This window comes from Capnocytophaga stomatis, from assembly GCF_002302635.1.
Classification (GTDB): Bacteria; Bacteroidota; Bacteroidia; order Flavobacteriales; family Flavobacteriaceae; genus Capnocytophaga; species Capnocytophaga stomatis.
In genome coordinates this window covers 1,553,766-1,569,314 of sequence record NZ_CP022387.1, presented here as the reverse complement: position 1 = coordinate 1,569,314, position 15,549 = coordinate 1,553,766, and the positions used below count along the sequence as shown (strand labels likewise).

Below are 15,549 nucleotides of genomic sequence, written 5' to 3'. Positions count from 1 at the left end.
AAAAAGATGAGAATAATAAATAAATTAGCCATAGCTTCTTTAGCAGTAGTAATGGCAAGTGGATGTTCTGAAGATTTTTTGGAGACAGCTCCCTCTAATGCCATAAGTGAAAAAATTGCAGAAAATACAACACAAGGGCTCAACGCAATCCTTGAAGGCATACATAATATGATGTATATGTACAACTTTGGACAAAGATTCGCATACGGGCAAGCAGCGATGAATGCACAATTGGATATAATGGGTGATGATATGATTAATACATTATCAGGATATCATATGCAGCAATATAGATTCACAGGAAGTAGAGATATCTCCTCTGATAATGGAATTAACTATAAAGCGTGGGATTATTATTACACTGTAATCCTTCATACTAATAAAATACTTGGCAATGTAGACAAAACACCTGACCTTACTCCTTCTGACAAGGCAACTATTTTAGGGGAAGCACACGCATTTCGTGCTTGGGCATATCACAATCTAGTTCAACTTTTTGCAAAACGATATGAAAAAGGTGAAGCTAACAACCATTTGGGAGTGATTATCCGTACTCCAGACAAACTTGAAGAGCCTTTGCCTCGTTCTACCGTAGCAGAAGTTTACAATTATATTGATTCAGATATGGCTGCTGCATTAAGTAATTTGAAAAACGCTCCGGACAAGAAAAGAAAAAATGCTATTCGTTACTCTACAGCTTGCGGAATTGCTGCTCGTATCGCACTAACCAAATCAGATTGGGAAAATGCTGAAAAATACGCTGATATAGCAATGGCTGAATCAGGAGCATCTTTGCAAAAGGGAATGAACTTGGTGAGTGGGTTTAATAATCTGAATGACACTGAATGGATGTGGGCATATACACAGTCCGTAGATCAAATTCTTGGCTATGGTGGATTCTTTTCATCATATTCGTACAATTTTGATGATGGATGGAACGATGCCCTTCGTTTTTCCGTAAATCGTGATATTTATGATTTGATGGGGGAAAAAGATGTACGTCGCAAATGGTGGGTGTGCTTAGACAGAGACGATGAAATTCCAGCAGATGCCTTTTCCATATACTTTAAAGGTGGCACTAGCAAACCAAATTGGGAAACCACAGGACAGTCAATCAAGTTCAAGTCAAGAGCAGCGAAAGACAGTCGTGGTGATATATTCTTGATGCGTTTGGCAGAAATGTATTACATAAAAGCCGAGGCACAAGCTCGCCAAGGGAAATACAATGAAGCACAAACTACGCTTAACACAATTATGGTAACTCGTGATGTAGAATACAATACAACTGTTACTGGTGAAAAACTCATTGAAGAGATAATGCGTAACAAGCGTATTGACCTCTGGATGGAAGGACAACGTTTCTTTGATATGAAACGCTTGAAAGAAGTTCATAACCGATTAAACTCAAAAAATATCCAACAGTATTTAACAGGCGCTAGGAAGCAAACGGCTATTTCTCGTAACTCAGGAAACATAGTAGAGAACGTTCCCACATCTCCTGATAGCAAATATTGGCAGTTTCTTATTCCTTATGCTGAACTTAAAGGAAATCCTCTTATTGAGCAAAATGAATTATAAAAGATTCTAACAAAAAAGCCGAGTTGAATTCAACTCGGCTTTTTTCAAAAAGGTAGAGACATTTTCATTCTCCACTTATAAAACTAAAACTATATCCTAATTTTTAAACCTGCAAAAAGTGTTCTCGGAAGTGAAGGTCCATAAATGTAAGTAGGGTCGCGGTCAATTCCTTTATCAAAATCTTTTTGGTAATCATTGAACAAGTTTTTAATACCAGCACTTACTTCCATTGTGAAGAAATTATCAAATCTGAATTCGTAAGAAGTATTAAGCCCAAAATCAAACATATTCGGCGTAGTTAAAAGCTCATTTCTGCCTTCGTGCAATGTTTCCATTGAACCTGTAAAAACAGTTGTTAAGTTGATAGTCCACTCATCTTGAGGTTTGTACGTTGTTGTTAAATTTCCGTATGCATTTGGCGAACGCAAAAGTTTGTCAGTTTCGGCAATAACATTTCCGTGTTCGTCTTCCGCCACTACTTGTTTTTTATCATATTTTGAACTTTGGAAAGTAGCTCCTAATTGGAAAGCAAATTTAGGATTAGGACTGTATTTGAACTCCAAATTCACACCTTTTACAGTGGCTTTGTCTCCGTTTTGTTTCTCTTTGATATCCAAATCTTTCTCTCTACCAATTGAAGTATATACAAACGGATTATGCAATGCAGTGTAGAATCCTTCAATCATCGCAACGATTTGATGGTCTTCGTGTGAGTGGTTGTACTCCAATGAAGCCGTAAAGCTGTCCGATGTTTCTTTCTTCAAATCTGAAGCCAACTGCACCCTGCGAACTTCTCCCGTAATTAATTCAGAATGAACATCTTCGGAATAAAATAGCGGAGCTCTGAATCCACGAGCATATGAAGCTCTGGCAATTACTTCATCAGTTATGTTATACAACAAACTCGCTCTTGGGTTGAGTGCCGTAACTGATTTTTTCAGCAAGTTGGAACTGATGTTATCCAAACGTAAACCTGCTAAAACTTTGAAATTCGGAAGAATTTTCCAATCGGCTTGCGTATATAACCCGAAGATTTTTTGGTCTTGATTTACCGCAAGAATATCCGGATTACGTCTGGTTTCTGAGATATCATCAAATTTGTACTCTGTTCCTGATGTCCATTGGATGCTTCCTTCTCCGGCATAAATTTGAGCTGTGTGTTGCCCTCCAATTACCCAAATACTTTCACGAGTAACACCGTAATTCAATGCTTCAACATCGTAGGTATTGTTCTCAGTATCAAAAGCTCCGTAGTAGTTGTTAGCTTTAGTGCGTTGCCCACTTGCAAACACTGAAAATTTATGATTGTAAGAAGGCGACAAATAATCATAATTGATATTTCCTCCTACCATATCCGTGCGGATAGATTCTGCAATATCTGCCAAGTGCTCAGGAAGGTCAAATTTATTTCCTCCTCTACGATTTTCATTACTTACGTTAAGTTCTCCTTCTAATTTTTTACGAGAATCAAATTCATTAAAGAATTTTGCTCCGGCATTGATGTTTCTCAATTTTGTAAGTTCTGAAAGGTCATCACCATTGGCATCGTATGATTCACGAATACGATTCATCCCATAGAAAGAAATACCTCTTGTAAGATTCTCATTTACAATTGAACCGTTAAATGATGAAACGATATCTTCGGATTTTCCGCCTATTAAAGCCGCCGAAACGCCTGCTTGAGCCTCATTTTTGGTTGGATTTTTAGTAATCACGTTAATAGTTCCTGCAATGGCATTTGCTCCGAACAAAGCCGAACCACCTCCACGAATAACCTCAATTCGGTCAATCATACTTGCCGGTATTTGCTCCAGTCCGTAAACACCATTAAGTGAACCAAAAATAGGACGGCTATCAATCAAAATTTGAGAATACGCACCTCCTAAACCATTGATTCTCACTTGTGAAAATCCACAGTTTTGGCAATTCACCTCTGTTCTCAAACCAGGCTGAAAAACCAAGCCTTCCATAAGAGTTGTTGCTCTTACATTTACCAAATCTTTCTGTCCTGTAACACTTACCAAAACGGGTGCTTCTTTTCTGTTCAACGCTGTTTTAGTAGCTGTTACCACCACTTCATCTATCCCTAAAACGTCTTCTTTTAGTTCAAAATTTCTTTCGATAACTTCACCAGATTTAACCGTAATTTTCTCTGTAACAGTTACAAATCCTAATGAAGAAACTTTCAAATTATAATTCCCTTCAGGAACGCTTAACTCAAAGTTTCCTTTTTTGTCAGAAATTACCCATTTTTTATGCGTTTTGTTCTCCAAAACTACGGAAATTAGCTCCAAGGGATTCCCATCCGAAGAGATATTTCCTTTCAAAGTTCCGTTTTGAGCAAAGACTTTTGCCCCCAAAAATAGTAGAAATACTAATAAATAATTTTTCATAAAAATATTTTGATTAAATTTCATTGAATAATTTTTTTCGGCAAATCTAAAAAATATATTTCATATGCAAAAACATTGTTTGATTATTTTTATTGTTTTATTAATCTAAATCTGAATATCAGCAAAATAAAAGAGCTAAGAAAAATTCCCAGCTCTTTTAAAAGTTTTAAATTGACAAACGTTTTACTCTGCCCGATATACCTCAACCCATTTGCCTTCGGTTCGGGTATTGTAACGATTGTTGTACATCGCCTCGGCAAAAGTTCCCGGAAGATAGTAACGTCCTGCGTACGAGGCGTTTAACTTCAGTTTTATTACTTTTGTCTGATTTCCTTTCAATGACAAGTAAAAATTAGCTCTGTCATCTCTAAAATCCGCATAATCAATATACGAACTTTGCTCTGTATCCCCGTAATCCGTGAAACGCGTGTTGATAATCTCCCAGCCTGACGGAATAATTTGCGTAAGTGCTACATTTTCAACAGATTCGTTAGTCAAATTTTTAACCTCGATAGAAGCAATCAGTTCCGTACTTTGACGTACTTGGCTTACATCAACCACATTACCGTTTTTATCTCGATACGTAGTTGACAGAGCCAAACCGTTTTGCATTGGCAATTCTTTCCCCACAGGTAGCACGCCACTCGAAATTAATCGCACATAAAGCGTTTGTTTTGAGGTATTTTTAATCTGTAACGATTGTTTATCTCCTTTAATAGGTAATTCAACAGAAGCCATCGGTTCACTTGATTTGATGTTTTCTGTTTTTCCTCCCAAAGAATACGATGCCGAGAATGATTTTCCACTTTTGTTGATTTCCACATATTTAGCCATTGCATAAAGTGCGTAAGCTGTGGTTTGAGTGCTCATCCAATCGGAAGAAGAAAGCCTATCCGCAATTTCTAAAGCCCAACGTGCTGCATCTTCTTTTTTGCCAATCAACAAAGCTGTTTCCAAAGCCATCGCCTTGTTACGAACTTCGGAACCGTAATAGTAATAATTTCCATCATTATCATCTACTGAAACCGATTGAAACAAATTATTTGCTGTTTGCTTTTGTCCGGAAAAAGCGTAAGCCGCTGCTAACAAGCGTTTTGCGTTAGATGAAATATCTTTAGTTTCACGCAATCGATTCATTGCTCCCATATTAGGACTTCCTGCCAAAGCCAACGTGTACAAACGATATGCCTGAGCGAAATCATTCTGATATTCAGGATTATAACGCCATTGACGAGCTTCATTGTTTTGATAGTTCAGCCAATTTTGTTTGCTTCCCGACGGAAGTACGTATCCTTTTTTCTCTGCCAAAACGAAGAACTGACCAATGTAAGAAGTCGTCCAGTCGTCAGCATATCGGTTTCCTTTCCAGTAAGCAAATCCCCCGTTAGGAAGTTGATTTTCGTGAAGTTTACTAATTGCTACGGTTACATTTCGGCGTACTTCTTCTGCCTTTTCAGGTGTTAAATTGACAAAATCGCTCAAAAATAATTGCGGAAAAGCTCCAGAGGTGATTTGCTCGCCGCAACCGTGAGGATACGAAATTAAGTAATTCAATCTCTGATGTAAATTCACTCCCGGGAAGCTGGAAATTTCAAGCACATTTTTGGCTTTTTCTCCAAAAACAGAAGCATTCAAGTTTTGCGAACTTCCTTCTGTAAGTACCGCATTCTGAACAAAATAAGTTACAGGATTCGGGTTGTACACATCCATTTCCACTTCGTAAACCGCTTTTTCACTGCCCGAAGTTGCTGTGATTTTCACTTTCCCGATGCCCGTTTGTTGCGTAGTTTCTAACTCAAAATATGCCATTTTCTCACCCGTTCCGTCAAATTGTAACGATTGCGATTTATTGCCAACTACCTTAAAATGAGTATTTGTTTCCACAGAAATCGTTGCATTTCTGATGCTTTTCTCCATTGCAAAAACCGTAACCGGCAACGTAATTTTTTCGCCAGGAACTGCTTTTCTTGGTAAAGAACCCAACAATGAAAGCGGACTTATAACAGGAATATCTTTCTTCTCGGCACTTCCAAATGCGTTTTTGGTAACATCCGAAGCCACTACCATCACCCTTGCTGAGCCCATATAATTTGGAACTTGAATATCGTGAGCATTCGTGTTTCCTTTTTTCAAAGTGTAAGGACCTTTAACAATCACAAAAGGTTTAAAACGATTTGCTTTTTGAGCCTCTGCTCCCCCCAAATCTTCGTCTCCTCCTATGCTAAATGCTTGATTTACTGTTCCTCCGTAAGCTCCGATAATGTCATTATAAACATCCCAAGTCTTCACACCCAAAGCTGTTTTTGAGAAAAACTTGCTCCAAGGATTTGGCGTTTTGAATCGGGTTAAGTTAAGCAATCCGTCTTCTACAATTGCCAAAGTGTATGTCATCGGTTTGCCCGATTTCTCACTAATTTTGATGGTTGTTTTCTGTTCAGGACGCAGTACATCAGCCATTTGAACCACAGGGTTCAACTGAGTTTCTTTATCTACTACCGAAATTGGTAAAACTCCGTATAGTCGTATCGGGGCGTCATTTACCGAATTAGCGTGAGGCTGCAATGATGTTACGTATAAGTACACATTCGGAGTCATTTTTTCTGTAATAGAAATTTCATAGTTAGTTTCGCCCGATTTGGTTTCTACCCAATAGGTTTCCAACACATCATTTCCATTTTCAACAGAAATTAAAGCCCTGCCACCTTCATCAGAAGGGAACGATATTTTAGCTTTTTCACCTACATTATATTCTTTTTTATCGCTTCCTAATGAGAGCATTACAGCTTCTTCACTTGATGCTTTTCGCGATTTTCCTGACCAACTACCCCAATCAAAATAAACCGTAGTTCCACTTTTGTGACCGCTATCTTCATCGGAAAGTAAAATGAAATATCTACCCCAATCTCCATCAGGAATTTTCAAATCGAATTTTGCCTTACCACTGCTATTCGTTTCAACCGTTTTTGTCGTATAGATGGCGTTACTGCTTGAACTATTGTACGTTGATATATTTTGATTGGAAGCATCCCACCACCAATTCCAGCCTACTTTATAAACAGTTACCGAAACATTTTGGTCACGTAAAGGCTCTCCTTTTTCAGAAAGAACAATCGCTTCAAATGTGTGATTTTCTTCTGTGTTATAATAGTCATATTTGTTAGCTTCAGGTAATCTCAAACCTACGTAACTATCATAAGGTGAGAACGATGCAGTACTTACATCCGTACTGAAGTCCCCCCCACTTTCATTAGCTTGGGTAAGGAAATTCACTCGTAACATTCCGGGAGCTTGTAATTCATCTGCTTTGAAGTAGAAATTAGCACTCCCTTGAGAATCGGTTCGTCCTTCATATACAGAAATTTCCTGATTTTCAAACTGATATGCTTCATTATTGAAAATATACTTTTCGTAACCTTTAAAAACTGTTTCCATAGGATAGAACTTCGCTTTAACGTTTACTTGCGTATTTCCCGCAGGCGAACCGTGCAACCAAAGTACTTGTAAATTGGCATTTGCTCCGTTGGCTGAAATCAGTTTTCCGCTCAAGCTGTTCTCAATTTTCAACCGATTGGGCTTGATAGTTTCTATTTTTATTGGTTTATGGAATTTTGCTGCTCCTGCCGAAATACTCACATTCCAGTTTCCTGTTGGGGCTTCAGGCGATGTTTTCAACCCGAAAACATAGTGGTTTGTTGGGTTGCTACTTTGCATACGCTCAGCAATCACTTTACCGTAAGGGTCTGTAAATTTGAGTTTTATCGGAAGTTTTTCGGGCAATTTTTGAGCAAAATCATTGAGTACAAAACTCACGTAAATACTATCACCCGGACGCCAAACACCTCTTTCCGCATAAATGAATCCGTTTAATCCTTTTTGCAAGCGCAATCCGTCCACATCATATTTACTAACTGATTGAGGTGCTGCATCATCCATTTTAACATAAGTAGTGTTATTATCCTTTCTGATTTTTGCAAAAAAGGCCCTGCTGGAAATTTCAAATTTAATAATTCCCTCACTGTTTGTTTTACCTTCTTGAATTTTTTGTTGCTGATAATCAAAAACTTCCACAACGGCTCCACTTACAGACTCTGTGCTTAAAATGTTATTTACAACTACCGTGTAGCTATTATTTTGCCCTTTTTTAACAATTACCCCCAAATCACTGGCTAAAACATTCGTTCCCACAGTTTTATTATAAAAATAATCGTCACAAGGATTGTCGCTACTTCCCCAATAATAGTAATCATCTTCATAATCTCCCAACTCTTTTTCAAGCGGTTCTTCTTCAAATGACAAATCAAGAGGTTCGCTCTCCGAGCCACAAGCGTAAAGCGAATAATTTTTCTTCATTGTAAATTCCACTCGATAAATAGCTCCTGGTTCCGGTGTAATAACTGACGATAAATCAAGCGAATATGTGTTCCATTCCCTCAGAGGCGAAAGAGCACTTTCCGAAAGTTGGATAACCTTTTTGGCAATTGGTTTCCCCACTCTTTGCAAACCGTAACTTGAACCTAAGCTATTTTCTTGCAAAAATTGAAGAATATTATTTTCATAAATACGATAAACCGTAGCATTTACGGCCCGCAAGTTAATTGCCTGAAAATGAACTTTTAAATTTTGAGAACTTGGCAAAATCGTTCCGTTTTTCACAAGTCGGATTTCCGGTTTTTGTTGCAGAAAACGAACCTCAAAATTTTCAGAATTACTAATACGTTTACCATAAATGCTACGCACTCCTTCGTGAACAGTTACCTGAAAATCACCCTCATTGGTTGCTTCTCGGAAAACTTTTAAAACGTTTCCGTTTACACTGTATTTCAGCTCTGTATCGGTGTTGCTAAGTGTTACTAATCCGTTGAAATTCTGATTCTTTTCAAGCGGTTCCGAAAAATTGATACTAAAAGACTGATTCGATGAATCTTCTGTCCTTGTAAAAAGAGCTTTAAAAGCCCCTTTTTCGGGTATTGAAATTGAAAAAGGAAGCAAATTTTCGGAAGGAACATCGCCTGCATTCCACGAAATTTTCAAAGTTTCTGCATCATCCGAACGTGGAATACTGTCAAAAACAATCGGAAATTTATTGCTATTGCCCTGAGAAAGAAATTTTACAGAAATTTTCTTCCTTCCCAGCGTTGCAGAAACCAATTTTTTAGCCGTTTCGTACGAAATTTTGTCACTGGCAAGCAATTCAGCATTCAAAAAATACAAATTTTCATTGTAGGATTGCAAATCTCCTTCCTTAATTCTGTAGCCTTGCTGTAAAGTTTTCACTGAAAAGTTGAAAATTTCCAAGCCTTCAGAAACTGAAAATAAATTCTTCAAATTGAATGAAATTTTGTAGTCAGTGTTCTGTTCCAAGCGTTTTTCAGGAATAAATTCCACCTCGTAAGGATTCAGGCACAGCACCTTACCCTTCACTTTAGGCGAAACTTCAAACAAATCCAAATCATTGATTTTGGCTATCTTCTCTTGCGAAATTGCCTCATTGAACAATACTTTGAAACTTGTTTCAGCAGAAACCGTTCCGCTGGTAAATCCTGAAATGTAGTCCTTGTACAACAGCGGATTACTGTTGAAAATAGTAGCCTCTTTCTTACACGCAAAAAGCGTTAAAAGAGCAATCGAAAATAAAATTACTTTCTTCATAGTCTATACGCGTATTTGAATCGGGTAAAGATACAAAAAAGTATAAAAATTAATCAAATTATTCAAAAAAATAATTTTTCAACTCTCTGCCTTTTATTTTTGTACGAAAATCTTATCTTTGTATCAAATAATTGAATTGAGAAATGACAAAATTAAGTGTAAATATCAACAAAATTGCTACTCTTCGCAATTCCCGCGGCGGAAATGTTCCTAACTTACTAAAAGTAGCTGCCGATGTGCAAAAATTTGGAGCAGAAGGAATTACAATTCATCCTCGCCCTGACGAAAGGCACATTCGTTATCAAGATGCTCTTGATTTGCTGGAGGTCGTGGTTACGGAATATAACATTGAAGGAAATCCTATTCCGAAATTTATGGATTTGGTGCTAAAAGTAAAACCTACGCAGGTAACGCTTGTTCCTGATGCTGATGATGCTATCACTTCCAATGCAGGCTGGGATACTATCAAGCACAAAGCGTATTTGACAGAAATAATTGCTGAATTCAAGCGAAATGGCATCCGAACTTCATTATTTGTTGACCCTGTGGAGGCAATGGTAACAGCCGCTGCGGAAACAGGAACAGACCGTGTGGAACTCTACACCGAAAGCTATGCCACCGAATATGAAAAAGGAAACAAAAAGGGAATTGAGCCGTACATAAAAGCAGCTTTGGAAGCTCAAAAAGTAGGTTTAGGACTTAACGCAGGACACGATTTGAGTTTGGAAAACATCAAATTCTTTAAGGAAAATATCCCAAATTTGTTGGAAGTATCAATCGGACACGCACTCATCAGCGAGTCACTTTATTTGGGACTGGAAAACGTAGTCAATTTATATTTGAATAAACTTAAATAAAACAAAAAACTCCAAATTGCTTTTACAATTTGGAGTTTTTTTATCCCTTAAAACCAATTCTGCCAAGGTATTCTTGACAGAAAGCATATCAAACCTAAGGCATAGAAAATGGCTATTTTTCCAAAAGCACGATTGTCCGTAGGTTGTTTTTTGTGCAATGACCAGCCAATGGTAATCAAAGCCACCCCAACAACAATCATCAGCGGATGTTCCAAAAGCATTCTTCGCAAATATGAATCTTTCATAACTCCACCCGCCTTCCAAGCGTTAAAAAGTGGAGAAGTTACATAAAGAATGATACCTATAAGTAACTGAATATGCGAAAAAATAAGTGCGTAAAGACCTAATCTTAAATCTTTTGCCGTATATTTTCTCTTGCCAAAAAAGCCTATGATTGCATTTACTGTTGCCGCAAGAAGCACCAAAAGCACTGCGTAGGCAAACCACGAATGAAGTTGAAGAATTGTATTGTACATAGCGAATTATTTAGTTCGGGCAAATATAGATGATTTAAACCAAAAACAAAAGCCTGAATAATGTTTTTTCAAAATTCAGGCTTTAAAAAGATAATAAGATTGAAAGTAAATTCAGAAAATAAATCTTGTTGACTCTGTTTTAGAGGTTTTCAACAATTGTATCCTTATCAGATTCTACTTGGTAAACAAATCTGATTTTTTTGTTTTCATTGGGTTTTAAGTTTAGTTTCCACTTCAAACTTCCCTTTTCCTTATTGAAAACAGCTTCTTTAGCTTCTGTTAGCGAAACTTTGATATCTTTTTCTGTACTGACAGGCACTTGGTCTTCAATTTCAATAGTTATCGCTTCTTTTTTGTTGTTTTGCACACTAATTTCATAAGTGAATGTCTGTATTTTTTTAGAACTTAATGACTTATTTTCAGTATTTTTTGAAATCAATTTTCTTTCAGTAATGATTCTTTTGTCTTTTCCTAAGCTTAACAACAGTTTTTTATCGGCATTTTCAGGATTAATCGTTGTTTTTCCAACGTACATTCCCTCAAAAATAAGGCTTGCCTCGCCCGAAAGAAGGTTATATTTGCCATAATTTTCAACATTTCCCATCAAATACGCTCCCAAATCATATTTCGGTGCCGAATAATATTGATAAGTTGCAGGAATTTCCAAATTTTTGAGTGAAACGCTGTGTTTTTTTCCGTTAGAAAGAATTGTGTAAGGCAAATCAATATCAAAAACTACGTTGAATTGTGTTTCGCCCACAACTACTACATCATCTAACGATTTATCTTCCAAAATCATATCTTCATCAGCAACTTCCACAGATTCAAGTTCCATTGTTTGCATATTTTTATGAAAAGCTGCTTTTTCTCTTCTAACATTTGTAATTTCTTGATATACTTTTTTGTCAGAATCTTTTTTTCTGGAGTGTATAAACCAAGGATTCAACGTTGGAGCTTGTGTGTATGCATTCACATAACCACTTGATAAAGTTAGCTTTACGTTATTCCAATCAACTCCGGTATTCTGACTTACAGCTGCATTGTACTTCAATGTAATCGGAGTGTTGATTTTCTCGGAACGAACTTCGTAAAATGGATTCCAATGAACTTGGTATGAAATATAATTAAGTTGAAAAGGAACTTTTCCCGCAACTTCGTTAATCACTCTGAGTACCAATTTGCCTCTGTTATTCGTATTTTGGGAAGAAGCTGCCCCCAAACGAAACTTCAATAAATTCAATTTTTTTTGTAATTCTTTATTCTTTTCGGCAATATTTTTCAACTGATTTTCAAGTTCGTATCTTTTATTTTTGTAGAAATCAAGCAGTTTTGAGAGTTCTGCAGTATTCACATTCGCTCCTGATAATTGTTGATTTTTGTCCAGCAATTCAACGGATTTCGCTACGGAATTCTCAAGAATTTTATTCTTTCCGATTTCTTTTTCAACAAGTTGAATACTGTCATAAATCGGGCGAGCCAATTCCGATACGTAATTGTCTTCATATCCCGTAATTGCCTGATTTGTAAATTGAACCGACAAAATAGTAACTTTAGAAGTTGATTTTATTTGTATGGAATTTTCATCCAAATAATTTGCAACATTGGCAACCACCACCTCAGAAGTTCCTTTAGGAAGAGTGACGTTAGCTACTTGCTGAATTTCGGCACCATTGAAGTAAAGCTGTACTTTTTCGGCTTTTGCATTAGTAAAAATGGGTGCCTGAGCAAACAATACGTTCGCTGTGAGGGCAAAAAAAGCAAAAAAGGCAATAGATACATTATTTTTCATCTCTCAGAAAATATTAAAACGTTAATACTCTTACAAATATACAATAAGCGTGCCTTTTTGCAAGAAACAATGACTTTGGTAAATATTATCTTTCAGCAAAATCAATTTAAATAACTGAAAATAAGAATTATATATAATTTTTACACTAAAAATTTTTCTTTTTACAAATGCATTTTTAACTTCATACAGCAAGTGTTCAGTGTAGAAAAGTAATGTTCTATCTATTAATTTCTGTCAATTAATTTTATTTTTTGAAAAAAATCTTATATCTTCGCTGGAATAATTAAAAAATATTTTGCAATGAAAAAATTTTTATTAACACTAACAATTTTATTTACAGTATTTTACGGTTTTTCACAAGAAAATGAGAATTTCAAAAAAGACACTCAAAAGCTAATTTCAATCGTAAGTAAAGATTCTTTTGATGCTGTGACCGCTTCTCTGAAACAATTCATTCCTGCGGACAAAGTTGATGCTGCTGAGAGTGAAATCAAAGCCTTAATGCCTGAACTTTACGAAACTATGGCAAAAATTTATATGGAAGAGTTCACGCACAGTGAAATTAAAGAGTTGCTCAAATTCTACGAAACTCCGATTGGTAAAAAAATGGCTGAAAAAACTTCTATTTTAACACAAAAAGGACTTACGGAAGGAGCAAAATGGGGAAGAGAAAAACTAACTCCTATCATCCAAAAATATATGAAGTAATAACAAAAAAGGCAGTAGCTGATTTTTTTTAAAAACTCACTACTGCCTCCTATCCTAAAAATGATTCATATGGCTTCTATTTTGCTTTAATCGCACACGAATCTATCTCAGAAACGCGTAAAGTATTCACTTTTCCTTTGCCTTGTATTGGCATCGCTGCCAAGCTAATCATAATATCTCCCATATTTACGTAACCTTTCTCGTTAGCAATATGGTTAACATCCTCGATGGTTTCATCAGTTGAAACAAATCTGTCATAGTAGAAAGTTGTCACTCCCCAAAGCAGGCTCAATTGCGTCAAAATACGCTTGCTTGATGTAAATACTAAAATGTGTGAATTTGGGCGGTATGATGAAATGCGATAAGCCGTGTATCCACTATTTGTCAAAGTTGAAATAACTTTAGCATTCATTTCGTTTGCCATTGTAGCTGCGTGAAAACAAATCGAATTAGTTACGTAACGTCCTGAACGAACGAAAGGTGTACGCATAGGAACTTTTATCAATTCCGATTCCTCCACGCTTTTAATAATACGACTCATCTGCTCTATTACCTGCACCGGATATGCCCCAACAGATGTTTCTCCTGAAAGCATCACCGCATCAGCACCATCCATTACAGAGTTTCCTACGTCATTTACCTCGGCACGTGTTGGAGTTAAGCTTGAAATCATACTTTCCATCATTTGTGTGGCAATGATTACGGGAATATGATATAATTTCGCTTTATGCACTAACTCTTTTTGAATCAAAGGCACTTCCTCTGCAGGAATTTCTACTCCCAAATCACCTCGAGCAACCATAATTCCGTCACAGTTAGCCATAATTTTATCAATGTTCACCAAAGCCTCCGGTTTTTCAATTTTGGCAATAATCGGAATTCTGTTGCTTGAATTTTCATTTATCAAATCTTTCAAGTCCTGAATATCAGCAGGATTACGAACAAACGAAAGAGCAAACCAATCTACTTCCTGCGAAATGGCAAAAAGTGCATCTTTTATGTCTTTCTCGGTAAGTGCTGGCAATGAAACGTTTGTGTTAGGAAGATTTACTCCTTTTTTGGATTTTAACGGACCTCCTTGAATTACCTCGGCTTCAACTTCATTTTCTCTGTTTGTTGAAACTACTCTGAAAATGAGTTTTCCGTCATCAAGCAAAATGCGTTCACCGGGATTCACATCTTTAGGGAATTCCTTGTAATTCATATACACTCTGTCCTGATTTCCCGTAAAAGGCTCTCCTGTTGCGAATGTTATTTTATCCCCCGGATTTACGATAATTCCTTCTTCCATAACCCCCACACGTAACTTAGGCCCTTGAAGGTCAGCCAAAATTGCTGTGTTATATCCGTATTCTTTATTGACGGAGCGAATCATTTCTATACGCTTTTTCACATCTTCGTAATCGGCGTGCGAAAAATTGATGCGGAATACATTCACTCCTGCCTGCATCATATCTTTAATTACATCTCTTGTATCCGTAGCCGGACCCAAAGTAGCTACAATTTTCGTTTTCTTTGTATTTAACATTCTTGAAATATTAATTTATGTTTTGAACTTAATGTGTCTGTATCTATTTTATAAATTGCTGAAATATCAGGGATTGCTGCAATCTTTTTTATAATTTCTTTTTCGTCAAATCTTCCTTCCGGATTTATTTTCAGGAAAAAATCAACTTTTTTCTGATTGTCAATCAAATAACTAACAGAAGTGGTAGTTTCAAACAAAGAAGTTATTTTCATTTTAGTTTCGGTAACCGCTTTATTGGCAATGCAATTCCAATTGATTTTTGATGACTCATCGTACCAATGGTAATATGAAAAATCGGCATTGCCGTCAACTCCCACAAAAGTTTTTTTCTTGGATTCTTTCGATAGCCTGATTTTCAAAATTTTATTCAGAAAATAAACCAAGCGATAATCCTTCATTGTGGTATGAATAGCCATCAGCCTGAAATCATCATCTAAAAAATCTCTTGATAGTCTGTGTACAATCATAACACAACCTTTAACGCAACAAAAGTACGAAAAAAAAGACAATTGGCAACCAACCTCACACAATTAACAATTACTTAATTATTTTGGTGAGAATAAAAATTTCT

The 15,549-nt window shown here is 36.5% G+C and carries 9 protein-coding genes; 3 read left to right on the top strand and 6 right to left on the bottom strand.

Translation table 11 applies throughout. The annotated features are described in order from the left end of the window. Nucleotides 1-6 precede the first annotated feature (6 nt). Nucleotides 7-1,578, top strand: a complete 1,572-nt coding sequence (locus tag CGC58_RS07005; RefSeq protein ID WP_095896074.1) for a RagB/SusD family nutrient uptake outer membrane protein — start codon at nucleotides 7-9, stop codon at nucleotides 1,576-1,578. An 89-nt stretch (nucleotides 1,579-1,667) separates the two neighbouring features. Here CGC58_RS07005 and CGC58_RS07000 read toward each other — a convergent pair whose 3' ends face one another. Both CGC58_RS07000 and CGC58_RS06995 read right to left on the bottom strand, forming a co-directional pair. Beyond that, the gene (locus CGC58_RS07000) at nucleotides 1,668-3,971 is read right to left on the bottom strand and encodes a TonB-dependent receptor (protein ID WP_095897151.1); all 2,304 of its coding nucleotides are present in this window, start codon (nucleotides 3,969-3,971) and stop codon (nucleotides 1,668-1,670) included. A 183-nt stretch (nucleotides 3,972-4,154) separates the two neighbouring features. Next, on the bottom strand, nucleotides 4,155-9,620 hold the full coding sequence (locus tag CGC58_RS06995) for an alpha-2-macroglobulin family protein (protein ID WP_095896073.1): 5,466 nt from the start codon (nucleotides 9,618-9,620) through the stop codon (nucleotides 4,155-4,157). A 143-nt stretch (nucleotides 9,621-9,763) separates the two neighbouring features. Between CGC58_RS06995 and CGC58_RS06990 the strand changes: the two genes are divergently transcribed. After that, the gene (locus CGC58_RS06990) at nucleotides 9,764-10,477 is read left to right on the top strand and encodes a pyridoxine 5'-phosphate synthase (RefSeq protein WP_095896072.1); all 714 of its coding nucleotides are present in this window, start codon (nucleotides 9,764-9,766) and stop codon (nucleotides 10,475-10,477) included. A 47-nt stretch (nucleotides 10,478-10,524) separates the two neighbouring features. On the opposite strand, the gene CGC58_RS06985 is transcribed toward CGC58_RS06990, so the two are convergent. Both CGC58_RS06985 and CGC58_RS06980 read right to left on the bottom strand, forming a co-directional pair. Next, a complete protein-coding gene (locus CGC58_RS06985) occupies nucleotides 10,525-10,953 on the bottom strand; it encodes a hypothetical protein (protein ID WP_095896071.1) in 429 nt (142 codons plus the stop codon). Nucleotides 10,954-11,092: 139 nt separating this feature from the next. After that, nucleotides 11,093-12,742, bottom strand: a complete 1,650-nt coding sequence (locus tag CGC58_RS06980; protein ID WP_095896070.1) for a DUF4139 domain-containing protein — start codon at nucleotides 12,740-12,742, stop codon at nucleotides 11,093-11,095. Nucleotides 12,743-13,042: 300 nt separating this feature from the next. On the opposite strand from CGC58_RS06980, the gene CGC58_RS06975 reads away from it, so the two are divergent. Then, nucleotides 13,043-13,450 carry a DUF2059 domain-containing protein gene (locus tag CGC58_RS06975; protein ID WP_095896069.1) on the top strand — a complete coding sequence of 136 codons (408 nt, stop codon included), beginning with the start codon at nucleotides 13,043-13,045 and terminating at the stop codon, nucleotides 13,448-13,450. A gap of 76 nt (nucleotides 13,451-13,526) precedes the next feature. On the opposite strand, the gene pyk is transcribed toward CGC58_RS06975, so the two are convergent. Together pyk and CGC58_RS06965 are read right to left on the bottom strand one after the other, a co-directional pair. After that, nucleotides 13,527-14,978 (bottom strand): pyruvate kinase, encoded by a 1,452-nt coding sequence (gene pyk / locus CGC58_RS06970; protein ID WP_095896068.1) that lies wholly within the window; start codon nucleotides 14,976-14,978, stop codon nucleotides 13,527-13,529. Then, entirely contained in the window at nucleotides 14,972-15,445 is a 474-nt protein-coding gene (locus tag CGC58_RS06965; protein WP_095896067.1) for an IPExxxVDY family protein, read from the bottom strand. Before CGC58_RS06965 ends, pyk begins: the two co-directional genes overlap by 7 nt. Nucleotides 15,446-15,549 lie beyond the last annotated feature (104 nt).